At 37.5% G+C, this 19,790-nt stretch carries 11 protein-coding genes; 2 read left to right on the top strand and 9 right to left on the bottom strand.

All coding sequences use genetic code 11. The features are described 5' to 3' along the window. Positions 1 to 453: 453 nt before the first annotated feature. From CXF59_RS04025 to CXF59_RS14870, 5 genes are all read right to left on the bottom strand, one after another. Positions 454 to 1,881 carry an L-serine ammonia-lyase gene (locus CXF59_RS04025; protein ID WP_101136413.1) on the bottom strand — a complete coding sequence of 476 codons (1,428 nt, stop codon included), beginning with the start codon at positions 1,879 to 1,881 and terminating at the stop codon, positions 454 to 456. A gap of 494 nt (positions 1,882 to 2,375) precedes the next feature. Continuing rightward, positions 2,376 to 4,667 (bottom strand): BamA/TamA family outer membrane protein, encoded by a 2,292-nt coding sequence (locus CXF59_RS04020; RefSeq protein WP_101136412.1) that lies wholly within the window; start codon positions 4,665 to 4,667, stop codon positions 2,376 to 2,378. A gap of 23 nt (positions 4,668 to 4,690) precedes the next feature. Continuing rightward, positions 4,691 to 9,655 (bottom strand): translocation/assembly module TamB, encoded by a 4,965-nt coding sequence (locus CXF59_RS04015; RefSeq protein ID WP_101136411.1) that lies wholly within the window; start codon positions 9,653 to 9,655, stop codon positions 4,691 to 4,693. Between the two features lie 217 nt (positions 9,656 to 9,872). Next, on the bottom strand, positions 9,873 to 11,555 hold the full coding sequence (locus CXF59_RS04010) for a Na/Pi cotransporter family protein (protein WP_101136410.1): 1,683 nt from the start codon (positions 11,553 to 11,555) through the stop codon (positions 9,873 to 9,875). A gap of 392 nt (positions 11,556 to 11,947) precedes the next feature. Beyond that, the gene (locus tag CXF59_RS14870) at positions 11,948 to 12,100 is read right to left on the bottom strand and encodes a hypothetical protein (protein WP_157824515.1); all 153 of its coding nucleotides are present in this window, start codon (positions 12,098 to 12,100) and stop codon (positions 11,948 to 11,950) included. Positions 12,101 to 12,410: 310 nt separating this feature from the next. On the opposite strand from CXF59_RS14870, the gene CXF59_RS04005 reads away from it, so the two are divergent. After that, the gene (locus CXF59_RS04005) at positions 12,411 to 12,674 is read left to right on the top strand and encodes a GlsB/YeaQ/YmgE family stress response membrane protein (RefSeq protein ID WP_101136409.1); all 264 of its coding nucleotides are present in this window, start codon (positions 12,411 to 12,413) and stop codon (positions 12,672 to 12,674) included. A gap of 74 nt (positions 12,675 to 12,748) precedes the next feature. On the opposite strand, the gene CXF59_RS04000 is transcribed toward CXF59_RS04005, so the two are convergent. From CXF59_RS04000 to CXF59_RS03985, 4 genes are all read right to left on the bottom strand, one after another. After that, complete coding sequence (locus CXF59_RS04000) at positions 12,749 to 14,857, bottom strand: thioredoxin domain-containing protein (protein WP_101136519.1); 2,109 nt, start codon at positions 14,855 to 14,857, stop codon at positions 12,749 to 12,751. A 648-nt stretch (positions 14,858 to 15,505) separates the two neighbouring features. Further along, on the bottom strand, positions 15,506 to 15,805 hold the full coding sequence (locus CXF59_RS03995; protein ID WP_101136517.1) for an HPF/RaiA family ribosome-associated protein: 300 nt from the start codon (positions 15,803 to 15,805) through the stop codon (positions 15,506 to 15,508). A 281-nt stretch (positions 15,806 to 16,086) separates the two neighbouring features. After that, positions 16,087 to 16,857, bottom strand: a complete 771-nt coding sequence (locus CXF59_RS03990) for a patatin-like phospholipase family protein (protein ID WP_101136408.1) — start codon at positions 16,855 to 16,857, stop codon at positions 16,087 to 16,089. Between the two features lie 282 nt (positions 16,858 to 17,139). Beyond that, positions 17,140 to 17,577 (bottom strand): thioesterase family protein, encoded by a 438-nt coding sequence (locus CXF59_RS03985; protein ID WP_101136407.1) that lies wholly within the window; start codon positions 17,575 to 17,577, stop codon positions 17,140 to 17,142. Positions 17,578 to 18,164: 587 nt separating this feature from the next. Here CXF59_RS03985 and CXF59_RS03980 point away from each other — a divergent pair. Beyond that, positions 18,165 to 19,715, top strand: a complete 1,551-nt coding sequence (locus CXF59_RS03980; RefSeq protein ID WP_101136406.1) for an SDR family NAD(P)-dependent oxidoreductase — start codon at positions 18,165 to 18,167, stop codon at positions 19,713 to 19,715. Positions 19,716 to 19,790: the final 75 nt, after the last annotated feature.

The following is a 19,790-nucleotide window of genomic DNA, read 5'->3' as shown; positions in this document are numbered from 1 at the left end:
TCCGCCAGCTATTAAAATTGCTCCGCTAACAAAAGGAAATCCTGCGCCAACTAAATCAGCCATATTCGATGAAAACAAAAATGGCAAACACAATAACATTCCAAAAATTCCTGCTGTAATTGAAGCAAAAGCTTGTTTTGCCTTTCTAACGAACTATTTTAGGCTTTATAAAGACATTATTAAAAGGAACTACAATTTGCTGCCTAAAAAAGAGCTTGAAGTAGAACGACTATATTGTCGTTTATGAGTTTGTATTATTTATGAAATTATCAGAAAAGGAGGTTTTTTCACAGCCTGACGGTAGGACGCTTGGAGAAGGACACCCTCCCAAATTATAGTGGGTAGTGCAAAGGAAGTAGTGAGTAGTAAAAATCAAACAACAAAAACCGTCCAGCGCAAGACTGATTACGATTATTGATTAACGAACATCCTATAACGAATATCGGTCAACGATTAACAATCAGACATGTTCACCGCTACGGCGAGTCCGCCCTCTGAAGTTTCTTTGTATTTGTTATTCATATCTTTAGCGGTTTCCCACATCGTTACGACTACTTTATCTAAGGGTACTTTGGCATGTTTAGGGTCGGATTCGAGCGCCAGTTCAGCAGCATGTATGGCTTTTATGGCGCCCATCGTATTGCGTTCGATACAAGGAATTTGTACTAATCCGCCAATAGGGTCACAGGTCAATCCTAGATGGTGTTCCATGGCAATTTCAGCAGCCATTAAAACTTGTTCAGGGGTTCCGCCTAGTACCTCGCACAATGCCGCGGCAGCCATGGAGGAGGAAACGCCTATTTCAGCTTGGCAACCGCCCATAGCGGCTGATATGGTTGATCCTTTCTTAAAAATACTGCCTATTTCGCCAGCGACTAAAAGGAATTGTTTAATTTCTTTTTCGCCTGCGTTATGGTTTTCAATCACCAGATAATACATCAAGACGGACGGAATTACTCCCGCGCTACCATTAGTGGGTGCGGTTACAATTCTTCCCAAAGCGGCATTGACTTCATTGACCGATAAGGCAAAACAGCTTACCCACTTTAGGATTTGGCGAAATTTAACCTCGGTCAATCTGATTTGTTCCATCCACGTTTGCGGGTCGCTGTAATTAGATAACCCTATTAAATTTTGATGCATATCAAAAGCCCTACGATGCACATTCAAGCCGCCCGGGAGAATTCCTTCTGTATGGCAACCTATGTACATGCAATCTAACATGGTGTTCCAGATGCGCATCAACTCGTGGTCAATCACTTCTGGGGTACGCATGGATTTCTCGTTTTCATAAACGATTTCAGAGATTTTCTTGTTTTGGGCAGTACAGTAGGCTAAAACGTCGACCGCTTTATCTGTAGGGAATGGGAAAGCATGTTTTATTTCTATTTTCTTCTTGGCATTCACTCGTTCTTCTTTGACCACAAATCCACCGCCGATGGAGTAGAAGGTGGCTACATATTCTTTTCCATTAGCCAGAGTAGCCGTAAATTTCATTCCATTAGAATGAAAAGCAAGAAACTCTTTATTGAAAACAATGTCCTGTGAAAAGGAAAATGGAATCAAGAACTCATTGCCTAGATTGATTTGGTTTTTCTCTTTAATGGACTTTATGATTCCATCAATATTTTCTACAGGAATGTATTCCGGATCTTGGCCGCTTAAGCCTAACATAACGGCTAAATCAGTAGCATGTCCTATTCCTGTTAAGGATAAGGAGCCATATAAATCAGTTTTCACTCTGGTAACAGACTGAATTAGATTTTTTTTTCTCAACTCTTCAAGAAAGCGTTCTCCTGCACGCCAAGGTCCAAGGGTATGAGAACTAGATGGGCCAACACCAATTTTTAGCATATCAAAGACAGAGATACATTCTTCCATAAATAGAGTAGTTTATAGCGCAAATATAATCGAAATTAGCAAAGATTTTGTCTGTAATTGAACAAATGTTAATTATATGATAATACACAGGGTAAAAATATAATTATTCTGCAATTAAAAGTGAAAGTCTACGTGTTGCAAAAACTATAATTTCATCAGCCATACTATTTCTCTGATAGAAAGTAAAATTATTAATCATTGTTTGTAGCATATAGAAGCTAGCATGTCGATAAAACGGATTTTATTAGTCTACAAGTAGTTGAGCTAAAAAAGTCTGTTTTTTAGATAATAAATTGATTTTATCTATTTATACTAAACAAAGTTACACAGTAATCTAAACTGATCGAGGCTACTGACGATAGCTTGTACTGGTTTTGCGGTCTACTATGAAAATAGTCCAATACATTTGATCTATATCGAATGAAAGATGGTAGTTATTTCCTTACAAAATGGTACTAGTATACGAATAAAGCTACAAATATAGCACGACACTATTAAAACGGATAGCCGATGGCGAGGTTAAAAACCAAGTTTTCTTTTCGCCATGAACTGTTTCCAAAGCTTACTTGATCCAGCACCCAACGGTCGCCTTCCGGCAAATACGGTTTGCGGATAGGGAAAGCAAGATCTGTTCTCAGGACCAAAAAAGAAAAGTCAAAACGCAATCCGGCACCCACGCCCACAGCAAGTTCCTTAAAGAAATCTTTAGAAAACTGCGCTCCGGGTTTATCAGGGTTGTCTTTCAGCAACCAGATGTTTCCGGCATCGACAAACAAGGCCCCTTTTACGATATCATAAATCTTCGCTCGGTATTCTGTACTGAATTCCAGTTTTAAATCTCCGGACTGATCAGCAAGAAAGGTATTGGTAGTAGTAGATCCATCAAAACTTCCAGGTCCTATAGATCTGGCGCGAAATGCCCTGATACTATTAGTTCCACCGTTAAAAAACTGTTTTATAAATGGCATCTCATTCGAGTTTCCATAAGCAAATCCAGCTCCGGCAATAATTCTGCTGGCTAATTGTCTTTCGCCACCCAATTGTAAATAATGTCTGAACTCATTTTCCACTTTTACAAATTGACTGAACGGCACACTGAATACTTTTATGGTATCTCCCTTTTTCAAATTAGCTCCGGTGGTCAAGCCGGCGATATTTCCTGCCAGATCAACACTTGCCTTATAATAGAAGCTGTTCTTCCTTCTTTTCTCCATAGTGTTCGTGTAGGTATAGGAATACGTAGGACCAAAGATCAATTGCTTTTCAATTACTTTTCCAAGGGAGGCATTAGCATCAATTTGCTCTTGGTACAAAGGCGTCACGTTTTGCGGACTGGCATAAGTGATTTCGGTGATGTTGAACTGATGTTCTTTACGTTCATTTTCCTTCCATAGATAGCCAAAAGAACCCTTGAACGTTTGTAGTGAATACAGCTTGGTTCTATTTTGGAATTCATATCCTAAAGTCGCTTTAGTCTTAGGGACAAAACCGCCGGAGGACACAAAATGGAATGGCGATATGATTCTGGGCCAAACTAAGTTAGCCTCTGTACCAAAACGATAGACATTGAAACCGTTATTTAAACCCGAAACCTGTACTTCCAGTCCTCCAAATGCTGATATGGTAAGCAATTCAGCTCCTTTGAACACGTTTCTGTTGCTCCAGTTCACATTGAGTTCTGTTCCCGTATAATTCGCCGAATTCGTTTTGGCCAATACTTCCACACGAATTGATTTTTTTGGTAAAGGGGTGAGGTAATAATAAGCATCGAGATAATTTCCGATGGTGTCAGCGACTTTAAATTGATTTTTTACAAACTTAAACATTCCTAAATTGACCAAGCGGTTTAAGGACAAATTGTGATTGGTACGGTTGTAGAAATCGTCTTTTTTGAAATATAAAGTATGATCAAAAATACGGGGTTTAAATATGTTTTCAGGATCGATAATCGTAATGTTGTTGTGTTTTACAACTGAATCTGTTGTGGCAACAAGGCTGTCCGCATTAATGGAATAATTGGGATATACGATGATGTCGTTGATGCGGTACTGGGTTTGCGCTAATTCTGGGGTTTCCTTTTTTACCTTGACTATTAAATCAACCTGATGATCCGCAACTGTACTGTCCACCTGAACTTTAAGATAATCGGGTGCAAAATAGTAGAATCCTTTTTCCTTAAGTCGTGCATCGATGCGCAAGCGTTCTTCTTTAATGGTGGTAAGATTGTAGCCCTGATCTTTTTTCAGCAAGGTCCTATCTTCAGTCTCGCGAACGGCACTGGAAAGGATAGTTGAATCCTGGGGAAATTTAATTTCTCTAATGTGGTATTGTCTTTTGGGCAGTACGGTGTACTCAGCGGACACTTTTTTGCCGCGACGTGTGGAATCAGCCGTGGATCTAGAATTGAAATAGCCATTGTTTTCGACATTATTCTGTAAAACCAGTTTGTTGTATTCCAGATCTACTTTACTGTAATACACAGGCGCTTCTCCAACTTTATTTTTTAACCAATAGCGAAATCCTTTTTGCTTTTTTGGGGTACCCGCCAGCTTATAAATAAATAATTTGGGTCTAAAGCCCAAAAAGGATCCATTGGGTTTTGGTCTGACAATAGCTTCCAACTCTGCTTTTAATGCCTTGCGTTCCTTTTTTGGCGTTTCGTCGCCTTCCACTTTTATCTTGGCACCCGCATACAAAAGCTCGCCTTCCGGTAAGTTTCTTGTACCACTGCAGCTCGCCACAAACAATAGTATAAAAAGAAGATATAGTATGGAATTCTTATTCATCAGACTGCTGTTTGGAATGTTCTTTATTTTAGTTTGTTTTTGTTTTTTTCTGCTTTTGCTTTGTCAAATAACTCTTTAAATTCATTGTAATCCAAAGTAATCACAAAAGCAACCCCAGTTTCAACCACCTGGCCTTGCAGCGCCACTTGGTATTTATTTTTACGATAGGCCTTTAATTTATATCTTCCGTCCTTAGAGAGCTGGTATTCTATTGTAACATCACCGGCAATAGTACTGGCTTCCTGGTTTTGCTGTTGCGGTCCTTCCAGGCCAAAGCTGCTTCCTATGGTTACCTTCAATCGATCATTCAGCAATTTTTTAGAAATCCCAACATTTAAATCGGTTTTGTTTTCCAGTTGCCCGGTGGTGTAATCTTGGGAGGAAACTAAATCAAAATTCAGCTCGACACCGCTTATTAAATCGCCTGCCAAGTTGTTTAATTGTTGCGACAGGATTTTACTGGCACTTTCTCTAGCAAGAGACGAAACGGTAGTCCCTCCGGATTCACTGGCAAATGGATTTTCACCTATAAAACGGTTCAGCAGCAGCAAAGCAAATACTTGTTTGTTGAGCTCATCCGGTTGCTGACGCAATTGGGTCAGTTTAGCTTGTGTAGCGTTGATGATCTCGGTAGAAACGCTATTGTTTCCTTCCGGCAGGATGATGTCAAAGGAAATGCTTGGCTTCATCAGTTCGCCTTTCATTTTCAATGCGGTTTCAAAAGGAATTTTTTGTTTGTAGGTGTTTCTCACGGAAGCTGTTACATTGGCTAACTGGTCTCCCACAAGATCGATGGGTGCGGCCTCGTTTTTATAGACTGCCGAGATATTGATATCTGCCGCCGTTGGTTCCCCAGTCCACAGAATATAACTGCCGCTTTTGATGTCAAATTTGCGTTTGATAAAATTGAAGTTCATTTCATAAGACCCTTCCTTTAAGTCGTATCGTCCTGTTAAACTCGTTTTTCCAGAGGAATCAACACCACCTGTTAACTGGGCTTCCCCTTTTAATTTTAAAAAATCACCATTGGCTTTGTCGATGACAATGGACAATTCAGCGTCTTTATCCACTTCGATGTTTACAGATGCGTTGATTCCTGTGATTTCAAGATTACTCAGGGCTTCATCTGCTCGGAGCGTCGTCTGGATCATTGGTGGGTTGTCCTGGTCTATAAATTCAACAATACCCTCGCGATCTGCAATCGACGGATCAGACTGTGGCATTACAATCGTGAACTTAGTGTCTTTGTTTACTTTGATATTTCCGTCCACGACAGGGTTGTTGTAGGTGCCGCCTATTCTCAGATGATTGTCCAGATACATTTCACCGTAATACAACTCATTGTCTTTCTCATCTGAATTGATGGCTTTAAAATTTACTGCATCCAGCGTTAAATCATAGCCGATGTTACTGAAATTTTGACTATCGATTTTTCCGTTGATGACTAAATCATTGTCTCTTTCGTCTTTTATGGCAAATTGATTTAAAATGATGGTATTGCCGGTAAATGCAATTTTATCATTTAGCGACTTAAAGGTAGAGTTAAGTTGGGTGACCTTAAATCCAATGTCATTAAAAAGCAAATCGCCAACTACTTTTGGCTGATCTGTATTTCCTGTAATTTTAAAATTCCCGGTAAAAAAACCAGTACTTTCTCTTAGGTTATCCAATGTGAAACCCTGAATGCTTTTCAGGTTTAATCTTGAAATATCTAAGTTCATGTCTAAATTCCCGTCACCTGTTTTATAGGTTCCGTTTAAATCGACCAAGTTATCCTGTCCCGTTATGGAAACTCTGGTATTGAAGGTGTTAGTTGCTTTATTGTCAATATGTAGAGTAACGGTACCAACGGTGTCTTTCTTGAAAGCAAATTGGTCCACAATCAAATCAGTTGTAAAAACAGGAGATTGACTCAAGTTTGTAACGACTGCATTACCATTCATGTTTCCGCTTATTTCTAAGTCGTCTTTTACGGCGATATTACTGATGGTCTCGATCTTAAAATCGTTGAAGTCAATTGCCAAAGGAGCATTTGCTTGTTCAGACTTTGACTGTATTTTGATCCTGCTTTGCTCTTTACTTAGTTCGAAATTATTGGCATAGATTCCTTTTCTTCCAAAACGAACTAGGTTATCCGCATCCACTTTCCAGGATTCATAATTAAGTAGTAGTTTCGTTGGGTCGAGATGAAGCTCATTGTTTCCCGCTGCTGCTTTTAGCGTTCCAGAGAGCAAGTATCTTTCTATATCCTTCAAATCTTTTAACTGCAAGGTATAGTAGGCAGTATTGTCTTGCACTTTTCCGGTAATGGAAGTATGAGGCAATTGGAATTGGCTGTTTTGAATGTCATCCACCACAAGATTGTATACTAAAGCATTGTCCTTTGTATCTACTTTAAGTACTGCGTTAGTAATTGTATTGTCACCATAGACTAATTTAGGGATCGCCGCATTCAAGATTATGGAATCATTGACCGTATTGTAGCTACCCGAGATTGAAATAGGTTCAAGGCCCCTTAATTCAGGAATAAATTTTACTAAAATTGGGCTGTCTGAAATTGCAATTTTGAATCGCAGCTGTTGCTCTCCGGTGGCAGCTTGTTTGAGGGAAGGGGTAGGGTTGTAATAAGTGGAGAATGAGTTAGTGATCGCGTCAGCTATTGTCGTTAACTGGTATTTCCCTTCTATTTCGGCATTTAAAAATGGAGACTTAAAGAACAGCGTGTTTTTGTCTGCATCTGAAGTAGCAATCATGGTAATGGAATCCATAATAAATTGCTCTTTTTCATCGGCAATGGTAAGATGGGTAATATTGAATTTTCCATTAAGATAATCGAGATCGACAGATTGAATATCCGCATCTAAGACCCCTCTAATCTTCATTGGACCGGCATGTAAATTCAGTTTCTCTAAGTCGGCAACATCAATATTTAACTTTATTTTTCCGGTAGGGTATTTGTCTTTAAAACTACCGCTGCTGACCAAGTCAAAGGTTAAATTGGTATCATTACTGTTAGCATTGGCTTGAAAGAGGCCGTTGCCAATGGTTCCGCTAAGATCGAGATTTTTATAGTTGTATTTATTGTAAGAGATTTTTCCGATGGTCCCTTTTACTTTGGCATCAGCTATTTTTGGGTCTAATCCGGATCCTTTGATAGTGGCATTTCCAGTTATTTTTCCAAACGAATTGTTTTGTATTAGTTTTCCCAGATCAAAATTGTTGAGCTCTGTTTTGACCTCGTATTTTTCTTTATTTTTTAGTCGTTGATCAAATGAGGCCTTCATTTTTGCAGGACCAAAACTACTTTTCAAAATCAGATCAGTGGCGAAGTTATTTATTGTTCCTTTGAAAGTTCCTGTGGCATTAAACGATGCAGGCAAGTTGATGGAATTCGGGATAGTTTTTTTGGGCAGAAAGTCATTGATATCCTTTGCCGTGGACACAAGTTCTTTTATGTCAATATCAAAATAGGCTTTGTCAGTATCCGGTAACCCGATAATGGATCCACTGCCCACAAATGTTGTATTGCCGATGCCGCTGATTGCAACACTTGGTATCTGGATTTCAGCCAATTTGCCAAATAGCCTGCCGTTTACCTGAAGTATGGCATTTTGGTTGTTCTTAAAAGGCACCGTATTGGCTAAATCAGGGGCAAAAAGTAAAAGGTCTTTAAATCCTAAGCTACTTTCTTTTAAAGTGGTATTAACACTTAATTCTTCTAAATGATCACTAAGGGCAGCAATCGACGGGTAGCCTATCAGGAGTTCGTCTTTTATTACGGTTTGGGGAGTTGTTAGGTATAAATTTTTAAAAAAAGAATTTGTTTTCCCATAGAAAAAATCAGCTTTGAATGATTGAATCTCGAGTCCGCTTTGTTCTTTTGCTTTAAAAGCATTTATTTTTCCGGAGGTACTTACGGAATTGTAATGGATTTCCTGGGTAGCAATGCTTAGCGACTTTATTTTTATATGGTTGTAATCAAAGCCTTTTGGTATCGCAGCAGTATTGTGATTATCATAATTAAAATCAACGCGTTTGATATTGGATTCTCTGACTTTAAAATCCCAGTCTCTACTTGTACTTGCAGCTGATTCTTTTTTAGTCGTGTTTTTTTCTGATTTACCAAAGGCTATTTTCCCATTTGCATCAGATATATTGAGGACATCGATCAGGAAAAAATGGTTATAAAAATCAGTATTGTTAAATTTAGTAAGTCCCTTTTTTAAATAAAAAGTGGAGCTTAATTGACTGGCTTCATCTTGATAATCTACTGCAATTTCAGATAAATCAATTGCGCCTAACTGAAGTTTATATCTGGTTTGAGAAGTGCTGCTATCCTCATTGTTATTTGCTGTAATACCTTGTTTGTATTTAAGGTTTAACCCTTTAATATTGATCTTGGGTACTTCGAAATCCATCTTCTCTAAATCAAAAGTTTTGATGCGGGTTTCTAGGTGATTCAGTTTGATGGAAAGGCCATTTTTTGAAAAGGCATCGCTATATCTCAAGTGTATCGTATCCAGATTGATGTTTTCTAGTGAGAATGTCATCGGGGTTGTGTTTGGATCTTGCTTGTCAGGAGAAGAGAATGCTTTTATGATATAATCAAAATTAAATACGGAGACTGAATCCCTATTTATAGTTGCCGTAACTCCCTCTAAATCGACAGAGTTAATTTCAATTTTATTATTGAACAATTGAAACATGCTGATATCAATGGCAAGTTTATTGGCAGATAACAACGTGTCCTTTTTAAGACCTTCAAAGTATACCCCTTCCAGTATTATTGTTTTGGGAATACCAATATCAATTTTAGCTATAACAACCTTAGTTTTGATTTTATCCTGAATATAAAGTACCGCTTTATCCTTTGCGAAATTTTGCACGTAGGGGATTTGGATAAGCAGCAACAGCAGCAGGAATAATACGATGATTGTTCCTACTGTCCATTGGAAAATTTTCAAACCTTTTTTAAAATATTCTTTCAAATGGTGCTGTTTTTTAAATCAAAAAACTCAAGATCTACTAAAATTCAAAATTGAGTTAACCACAAAGATGGATAATTATATTGGGACTCTTTTATAAAACAGAAAGTTTAAATTGTAAAATTATTGGATTAGAATCATAGCAAATGGAATTTTTCTTTTATAATTTTTTTTGTTATTGTTGAAAATAATCTAGATACTGTCCCAATCTTTTAATGTTCTATCGTTTATGCAGTGGCACTTCATGGAATTCCTGGATCTCTTCTTCTTTTAATAAAAAATCTTTTACTGTCATTAGCATCGCCTTGTTAGAAGTAAAAAGTTCTCTGTTAAAATTAATAATCGTGGTAATATCAATTTTTTCTAACGGGGCATCTTGCGCCTCTGAATAGAAGGTATTCAGTGCGGAACTATAATTATCTTCTATTGTATTGAAAACATGTTGTAGATTTTCAAAATCAGCAGGTTTTTCTTCAGTCATGAGTGCATTAAACTGCTGGTATAGTGCTTCCGTTTCTTGTTTGTTATGGATAAAAAATTTATACTTGATGTCTTTTGACGAATTTCTGAGATTAGCAATATTAGTGCCTATATCTTTTACACTTTTTACAGAGTGCATGGAACTGCGGACGGCAGAAATTAACTGGTTGAGATTAGAGTACTGTTCTGATTGTAGTTTTGGCCGTAATTCTAAATAAAATACCTGTAGCTCTCCTTGCAACTGTTTCAGAAAATTATATTTTTCTTCTTTTGTTTTTATAAAAAATTTCTTCTTCACATTGATGCTTTTATAATCAGAATTTTCACTAATGTACCGAGTGTTAATATTAAAAAGCTCTAAATTGAATAGCATGGAATTGTGTATAAAATAGTTTGTTTCTCTTTTAAATAAATCTAAAGCTGTCAAGCGCTCAGCTATACTGGCATGCCCAATAAAAGCAGTCACAGCTCGATCAGACTCTTTGAAAAAGCGCTCTAAGAAATGAATGAATTTGTCTAATAGGGGGATGAAGATGATAATAGAACCCAAATTTATTATTGTGGAGAAAAGGACAAGAGCAATTAGAGGATCATTGACATAAAAAAGATCAGTAATCAGAAATAGTATGGGGCTTAAAAGGAGGTAAGCAAAGATGGTAATGAAAACATTGAAAAGGAAATTCCCCAATACGATTCGCTTTTTTGAAGCATTACCGCCTACAGCACCTAGCATTATTTTAATAGTAGTTCCGGTTTGTGAGCCCAATATAATGGCGGCGGCTATTGGTAAACTTATAGCTCCAACATGAAGCGCACTGAGTGTAAGTGCCATTGTTACAGAACTGGATTGAACAAGTACGGTAATTATAAAACCGATAAGTAAAAAAACGGCCAAAGACATTGTCGCATAGTGTGAAAAATCAAAAACTTTTACCTGCGCTTCCATAGCTGTTTTCATAAAGGATAACCCAATAAACAATAAACCAAATCCAAAAAGAAAGTAGGAAATGTATCTATAGGTTTTCCGACTTCCAAAGAGGATAAGAATAAGGCCTCCTACACAAACGGCGGGATAGGAAACTACTTCTATATCCATATTAAACCCTAGCGTCGCTACTACCCAACTATCAAGTGTTGTTCCCAGATTTGCCCCTAGTATGATAGCCATCGCATTTCTCATGGTAAACACACCAGCGCCCACAAAAGCGAGCACCATAAAGGACACCATGGAACTACTCTGAAGAATACCGGTTACTATCGCACCGCCTGTAACGGCCCCAATCGCGTTCTTTGTAATGCGTTGTAAAAAAAGTTTAAAACTCCTTCCAGAAAGGTTTTTTAAAGATTCCTCCAGTAAATACATAGCAAAAAGGAAAAGGCCTATACCCGCGCTGAGTTTAAGAATATGATTAAATATTTCCATAGTAGAATATATACTTAAAGATAAGAGAAAATTATTCGATATAAAAACAAGTGAATAATTTGCAATTATAACTAACAAGTGAGTATGATAATTTTACGATGCCGTACCCTGCGGTAAAACGGACTTTACCAAAAAATGCTTTTTAAGGCAAATCATGAAATAGGGACTGTTAGTGCTGTAGAGAAACTACCATGCTTTTAAGGACGAATGCCAAGAATGTACTTTTTCAATTCTTCATCGATGTGATTGTTTTCCAAAACTTTTAATATATCATCAATGCCATGTGTAAATTCTCCCCGATTTATATTCATTCCTGTATGAGCAGTGACTATATGTCTTCCAGAGTAGGTTTCCGGACCACCGCTACCTGCACTAAAAAATTCAATAGTGTGTTACGTGATGGAATCTAAATGTTCAGGTTGTTTTTTAAGAAGGAGAAACCGTGCATTTATAGCCGGATTATTTATGTGTGCCTGCACAGCATCATTTACAATTTGAGTGATTCCTGTTGAGCTGCCTAATCGATCATAAAGTAATTTAGTCATAACATTTGATTTATAAGGTTAAACGAATAATAAAGCAGCACTATAAAAAAATAATACTACTACAGGCGTAGGATGAAGAAAAACAGCTTGGAGATACTTGTTTATAGGTTACTAAATTACCACTATTTTTTGAATAGATTCCAAAGGAAGGACTTTTTTATAGCCCGAAAAAGGTGTTTACGGGTCTGTTATGTACTGTTTTAGGGTCGAATGATTAGGTAATTGACAAGAATACTTTTATGCTATGTGAAAAATCAATGCCTTTTTCAAGTAACTTTAACCACTGTTTCATGTTTTAAATTATTTAAATATGTCAGGAGAAAGTCTTTTAGTGTGGTTACTTTTAGGAGTAGTTGCAGGGTGGTCAGCCGGTCTAGTTATTAACGGTGGCAGTTTCGGTATTATCGGCAACATAATTATTGGTATTATCGGTAGTTTTTTAGGGGGCTGGCTTGGCTCAAAACTAGGAATTTCCGGTGCTGTTGTGGGAGGTTTTAGTGTAGCAATAGTAGTTACCGCTGTTTTAGGAGCTGTGGTCCTGCTATTTGTTCTCAGTTTAATAAGAAGGGTCTAAAAAGTAATAGAACTAATTAAAAAATCAAAAAGTCAATAGTTTTCTATTGACTTTTTCTATGGTGCATTACCGTTCTATTTTAATTGTTTCATGGCTTCCCCAATGTCAGTGGTAGGGCGTTGACATGACTTATTCTGACAGATATAAATGAAAGTTTCTCCTTTGTTTAACTTCCCTTCGAGTAATGCCAATGTCCCTTCGGTTTTTCCGCCTAGAAAAATCGCATTTGGAAGATACTTTTTATCGAAAGCTTTCCTGGCGTTTTCAAAATCGGGGCCCACAATCGCAATCTCGAACGGTTGTTTTATGAAAAGCATTTCTAAACGTCCCCAATTGGAATAATACTGAATATCATTATGGATATCCTTTTGCACGTTGGTTAGCATTTGTTTGGATTTTTGAGAATAATCGGCATTGTCAAAGTACAACCCTAAAAAGAATAGGTTTCTCGCCATTTCAGAATTGGATGAAGGGATTACATTATCTGCCACTTCCATTTTTCGGGCAATCAAATTCGAATGATTATTGTGTGTGTAAAAAAACATACCCGATTTGGCATCATAAAAATGGGTGACCGCATAATCATTCAGCTCTTTTGCTTTATACAACCACTTTTCATTAAAAGTAGCCTGATACAAATCGATAAATGCTGAAATCGTAAACGCATAATCGTCCAGGAGCCCGTGTATTGTAACTTTATTATTTTTATAATTGCGCATTACTTCATTAGACTCGGTGATAGCTTCCGTACTTAAAAAAGTAGCGTTTTTTATTGCTTTATTTAAAAAAGTAGGTTCGTCAAAGGCGCGATAGGCATCAACATATCCTTTAGCCATTAAGCCATTCCATGCTGTCAGGATTTTATCGTCCAGTCTTGGTTTTACGCGTTTAGCACGGACCTTTAGCAATTTATTTTTACTTTCATGAATTTTGCTTTGCAGGGTTTCTATTGAAATCTGATATTTTGCGGCTATTGCTGCATCCGAATCTTTTCTGAATAAAATATTTTTCTGGTGTTCCCAATTTCCCTGCTTAGTAGAATTGTAAAAATCAGAAAATAGGGGAGCTTCTTTCCCTAAAATAGTATTGATTTCTTCGGCAGTCCATACATAATACTTTCCCTCTTCCCCTTCACTGTCGGCATCCAAGGAAGAATAAAACCCTCCTTCCGGAGCAGTCAGCTCATTTTCAATAAAGTCCAGAGTTTCATAAACAATCGTTTTATATAAGGGGTTTTTGGTCAATTGGTAGGCATGGCTATACAAGCTAACCAGTTGGGCATTGTCATAAAGTATTTTTTCAAAATGAGGAACCAGCCAGTCTTCATCGGTAGAGTAGCGGGAGAATCCGCCGCCCAGTTGATCATAAATTCCGCCAAAAGCCATATTGTCTAAGGTGGCAGTGACCGCCTTCAAGGCTTCGGGGTTATCAGTCAAATGGTGGTATTGCAATAAATATTCCCAGTTGGCTGGCATTGGAAATTTTGGCGCTCTTTGTCCACCGCCTTTTTTAAAATCAATTCGGGGTTCCCATTTCTTAAAAATAGAATTCAAATTGGCAATGGAGGTAATCGACGTTTCTTTTACAAAAGATACATTTTCAGCACTTTGAACACCTTCCGTAACTTTTTGGGCTTGGTCAATCAGCGATTGTGGATTTGTATTTTGCTTATCCACAAAATAACGTAGCATTTCGAGCCAGTTTTCTTTAGGAAAATAGGTTCCTGCATAAAATGGTTTTCCGTCCGCTAACGCTAACGCATTCAATGGCCATCCGCCACTGCCTGTAAGTAATTGAGCCGCGGTCATGTATACCTGATCGACGTCAGGACGCTCTTCGCGATCCACTTTGACGCAAACAAAATGGGCGTTCATATATTCGGCGACAGCCACATCTTCAAAGCTTTCTTTTTCCATTACATGGCACCAGTGACAGGCGGCATAACCTATGCTTATGATCACTAGTTTATTCTCTTGTTTGGCTTTTTCAAATGCTTTTTCACCCCAAGGATACCAATTTACCGGATTATGGGCATGTTGCAACAGGTAGGGACTCGTTTCATGTATTAATTCATTAGTAAACTGGTGCTTTTGTTCCATTTTTTCTGCTTCTTTATTTTGTCCTTTACAAGCGCTAAAGACTGATATAATACAAGTTAATACTAAATAGTGAATAGTTTTCATTTTCATTTTTTTTAAAGGCCCGACAGTGCGAAAAGAAGACATCAGTTAAGGCTTAGGTTTTCGCGCTACTGTTTTGTTGATTCCAATACGTGACGATGATAAATAAGATTATCGCAAAAATTCCAATTAAGGAAGTGATAAAAAATTTTCGGCCAGATTTTCAAGTCGGATTTCTCTATCCAGATTTTGTGTTCGGATCGAAAAAAAAATAAAAGAGACGAAATAGTTAATAATAAGGCGACGACGGAGGTGAATTCATTTGTCAAACTGTTTTTTGTGGCATCGGTCATGTGTAGATACGTGATTATAAAGAGACAAAAACCGAGTAGGTTCGCCGATGTGCTTAGTATATGTTGGGAGGTTTTGTTTGCCAAAATTTATTTGTTTAAAGAAGTGATTAGTATGATTTCAGTGTAATGGGTTGAATCGTAAATTTCACAAAGAAATGGTGATTTTTTTTGCCCTTTAGATCCGTCTCTTGGATTAGGGAAACATGGGGGGTATGAAATGCTTTTAATAGGTTTTCGCTGCAATCGATTATAAAAGTATAAAAAAAGCTACAACCTTTTCCGGTTATAGCTTCTTATTTTAAACTTGTTGGATCATAAAGCAACATCTAAAACAAGTTATCGGCTTTATGAATTTATTTTAGTGCTCTTGCATCTCATCTTTGCGTTTTTTTAACTGTACGTCGAGATCTCGAATGGTTTCTTTAGCTGCGGCTTCAAAACTTTCCTCATCGGAAGAGGCAAATACTTGGGGACCTGGACAACTTAATGTGATTTCACATATTTTCCCTTTTCCTTTGGAATCTTTTACGTCCCTAAAAAAAACTTTCGCTCGAATAAGCCAAGAGTAGTGCTCTCCTAATTGTTCCAGTTTATCGAAGACTATATCATGAGCTACGTCATTAGTTGGGGTTTGCACAAATTGAATAGTAAATTCCATGGTTGTTTTTGTTAAATGGTTAGTTGATAGTACTGTTTTATGCAAGACCATTCCTAACATTAAAAACACGATTAGGACAATAAAAAAACAGCATATTTTTTTATTTCGTAAAAAATGATGGGTTTTACATAGCGTTGCTACTCAAATTTACGAATTAAATTCATAACAGTCTGTTTTTGAGTGTTAAACAAACTAAAAAAAATAGCAATGATCTGTTTTAAAATATTTGATCTTTAGATTTATTAAGGTGGTAAATCTCGAGAGGAGAATTTTAGAATACACTACAACTCAAGGTCGAGTTCTTTTATCTGTTTTTCGAAAGTACGTGCATATTGGTATCCATAATCAAAAATTTCATCCGCTCTCTTCAGGTTAAAAATGCTAAACTGACTCATATTTGGCGGTTCAATGTATAAAGAGCAACTGTCTATTTTACTTTGAACAGAACCTTTCATGGCCAAATGAAAACAACGGTCCATGATATTATTCATATGAACTTGATCCACCTCTTTCTTGATTGAATTGACATAACTGCCTATAATGATGTCACATTGCCCCTTTAAAGGTTCTGTGGGGAAATTATTGAGCACTCCGCCGTCCACAAACAATGTGTTCTTATAATGTACAGGTTGGAACAACATAGGTATACAGGAAGAAGCCATTAGCGATTGGGATAGATTTCCCGATGAAAAGTAAACCGATTCTCCTTTTAAAATATCAGTAGCAGCTACATATAATGGTATGTTGAGGTCCTCAAAAGAATCAGTAGGAAAGTATTCTTTATAAATATCATGAAATCCTTTCATGGCAAATAAGCCCTGTCTCTTTATCAGAATATTGGAAAAATTAAAGATCTGTCCTTTTTTTAAGATGCTTACAATCTCAGGGATAGAATAGCCTGCTGCATAAAATGCACCTGTAATGGCACCTGCGCTGGTTCCTGAAATATGAGTAGGCACAATTCCAAATTCTTCCAACGCTTTTAAAATCCCTAAATGTGCAACACCTCTGGCGCCACCTCCTGATAATACAATGCCAATCTTACTTTTCATTTGCCTGTCTTATTATAGATGCCCAGAGTCCTGTCTGCCATACGTTTATAGCTGCTATTTACGTGATTACGTATTGAAATGAAATTATCCTCTGATGAAATGAGTTTCATTGCTCAAAGCAGTTGTAAGGATAGTGGCCTAAGCTCTTTTTTATTCTGTTGAACCAATATAAAGAAAAAAGACTGATTATCATTGATTATCAGTCTTTTTGTTGTTATTCCCAACGGGTCAATTCTGTTTTCAATTAAGAATACCGCTTGCAATTTTTGGAATCCCAATAATTTAAAGTTCGATAAAATCAGCCGTCTTTGGAATACTGCTCATGGCTTCCATCGCTATGGCAGGAGTTGGGTTAGCTATTTTTCGAAGCGTTGTGTCCATCCAGGCACCATCAACGGTTATAGTGGAGCACAATTTTCCCTCTTCATTCTTGAATTCGTGTACAATAGACCAACGCGAAGCATCAGGTCTCATTTTAGAAATTTTGGTATGGATAAATATGGTGTCGGAAAGCCCGATTTCTTTTCTGAAAATACATTCCTCCCTGAAGAGTATCGGACCAAAATGGTTGGTCTGTAAGACTTTCATGGTCAAGCCAAGACTTTCCAGAATCTCAATACGATGCTGCGCACCAAAATCGTAATAGGCGCTGTGACGAACATGAAAGTTAGGATCTAAATCTGACCAACGTAAGGATAATTGTTTACTGAAAGATGTCATTATAATTTTATATTAAAAGTTTAAATTCGTTTTTTATTTTGTCAAAAGAGTTTAGAAGGTCAGCTAAACGAGCAGTTGAGGCAACAGCTGAAAAAGTTGCTCCATTGTCAAATATTCTTGATTTGCCTTGGAGAATTTTCGTTGTCTAAATCAAGGTTAAAAGGAGGTCATTTGTCTATGTCGTCAAAGATTGAAATTTTAAAAATTGCATTAGCTAATGCGGGCTGGTTTTCAAAAAGATTGAGATTGGAAGAAACTGTTCTTATATTGCCTATGATGGCTATCATTTTTTATTTGTTCTCGTTAAAGAATGTTACGGTAGCTAGAATTGCTTTGTCGCGACCGCAAATATAGAAAAAAAGAGGAGCTTTGAAAAACAATGTACTGTTGTATTTGGAGATTATTCTTTACCTAATAAATAGGACTCCAATGTCATTGTGTTGGAGCAATACTTTCATGAAACGAGTCCGTTTACGTAGTGTTTTTGACGAGTTTGGACTATCAGAAAAAAAGCGAGTAGGGGAACCATTTTAAAACTATATTTGCGCCCTTGGTGTTTTTGCCAAGACTGATCCCCGTTTTTTATGATGACGAAAGATGAAATAGTGCCTAAGATCGCAATAACTTCAGATGAAATTGATAGATGCATCGCCATATTGGCACAATTAAATTCGAATACTGACGAGATATTTGATATTGAGAAAGACCAAAGGACAGCCTTGATCAAGGTAGCAGGAATGTTTTCGAGACCAGATCGCGACGAACTTTCCCGACGTAAAAAAGACGGAAGATTAGTGGCTAAGCGCAAAAAGGAAAAGCAAGATAAAACCGCTCGTAAAGAAACCGGAATACGACACGCTCGGGAAGCGAGTATATTTATGGCGCCAAAACTATTGGCTTTTAATGATCTTGCTAACAAAACACAATTAGAACTGGAAACGCCTAGAAATTGTTACGTCTGTAAAGCCCCATTTACTAAAATGCACCACTTCTATGATACCATGTGTACTGATTGTGGAGATTTTAATTATGCCAAACGTTTCCAAACAGCGGATGTAAAGGGACAAATAGCGATTATAACAGGATCCAGATTAAAAATAGGATATCACATTACCTTAATGCTTTTGCGTGGAGGAGCAACCGTTATTGCGACGACCCGTTTTCCGGTGGATTCAGCTTTGCGTTTTTCTAAGGAAGAAGATTTTATGGAGTGGGGACACCGTTTAAAAATACATGGATTGGATTTACGACACATTCCGAGTGTAGAGATTTTCTGTAATTTTATAGAACAAAAATACGAGCGCCTCGATATTCTTATCAATAATGCGGCACAGACGGTGAGACGACCGGCGGGATTCTATACCCATTTAATGGCAAACGAAGAGTCTCCGATAAGTTCGTTACCAAAACAGGCACAGGAATTATTGCTGGACCACGCGGATTGTTTACAGGAATTAAAAGTATTGACGACGGGCGCTTCTTCTAATCAAAATATGCCGGTTACCTGGCATGGACCTGAACCTGGAATTGGTTTACGGGCTTCCGCTAAATTATCTCAGATTCCGTATAGCTTTGACAATACAATAGTGGCGAATGAAGTATTTCCGGAAGGAGAGTTGGATGCCGATTTACAACAAGTGGATTTAAGAAAGACGAACAGCTGGCGTTTAAGATTAGGTCAAATAGAAACGACTGAAATGATTGAAGTACAGCTCGTCAACTCAGTGGCACCATTTGTCTTGTGTAACCGCCTTTCAGAAATAATGAAGAAAGACAATACCGGAAAAAAACACATTATAAATGTTTCGGCCATGGAAGGAAAGTTTCATCGCTTTTTTAAAGAAGACCGCCACCCGCATACCAATATGGCCAAAGCGGCTTTGAATATGCTGACGCATACTTCGTCCGGGACTTTAGCAAAAGACGGAATATTTATGAATGCAGTCGATACGGGTTGGGTGACCGACGAAGATCCTGCTGAATTAGCCAAAAAGAAACAGGAGTTAGAAGATTTTCAACCACCTTTAGATATTGTTGACGGCGCAGCACGGGTAATGGATCCTTTGTTTGACGGTATTAATACAGGAAAACATTGGTGCGGAAAGTTCTTAAAAGATTACAACCCTATACCGTGGTAACTTACAATGGTTGCTCATTATTAACAGAGTATTCTACGTTTGATTAACGGTGAAGGATTTTTATAATAATGGATA

The organism is Flavobacterium sp. ALD4, assembly GCF_002836475.1.
Classification (GTDB): domain Bacteria; phylum Bacteroidota; class Bacteroidia; order Flavobacteriales; family Flavobacteriaceae; genus Flavobacterium.
This window is presented reverse-complemented; position numbering and strand designations above follow the sequence as displayed.

What these genes read in the sequence shown, in the direction of transcription:
- CXF59_RS04025 (WP_101136413.1), bottom strand. Translation starts at nt 1,881, where the DNA reads ATGGAAGAATGTATCTCTGTCTTTGATATGCTAAAAATTGGTGTTGGC.
- CXF59_RS04020 (WP_101136412.1), bottom strand. Translation starts at nt 4,667, where the DNA reads ATGAATAAGAATTCCATACTATATCTTCTTTTTATACTATTGTTTGTG.
- CXF59_RS04010 (WP_101136410.1), bottom strand. Translation starts at nt 11,555, where the DNA reads ATGGAAATATTTAATCATATTCTTAAACTCAGCGCGGGTATAGGCCTT.
- CXF59_RS14870 (WP_157824515.1), bottom strand. Translation starts at nt 12,100, where the DNA reads ATGACTAAATTACTTTATGATCGATTAGGCAGCTCAACAGGAATCACT.
- CXF59_RS04005 (WP_101136409.1), top strand. Translation starts at nt 12,411, where the DNA reads ATGTCAGGAGAAAGTCTTTTAGTGTGGTTACTTTTAGGAGTAGTTGCA.
- CXF59_RS04000 (WP_101136519.1), bottom strand. Translation starts at nt 14,857, where the DNA reads ATGAAAACTATTCACTATTTAGTATTAACTTGTATTATATCAGTCTTT.
- CXF59_RS03995 (WP_101136517.1), bottom strand. Translation starts at nt 15,805, where the DNA reads ATGGAATTTACTATTCAATTTGTGCAAACCCCAACTAATGACGTAGCT.
- CXF59_RS03990 (WP_101136408.1), bottom strand. Translation starts at nt 16,857, where the DNA reads ATGAAAAGTAAGATTGGCATTGTATTATCAGGAGGTGGCGCCAGAGGT.
- CXF59_RS03985 (WP_101136407.1), bottom strand. Translation starts at nt 17,577, where the DNA reads ATGACATCTTTCAGTAAACAATTATCCTTACGTTGGTCAGATTTAGAT.
- CXF59_RS03980 (WP_101136406.1), top strand. Translation starts at nt 18,165, where the DNA reads ATGACGAAAGATGAAATAGTGCCTAAGATCGCAATAACTTCAGATGAA.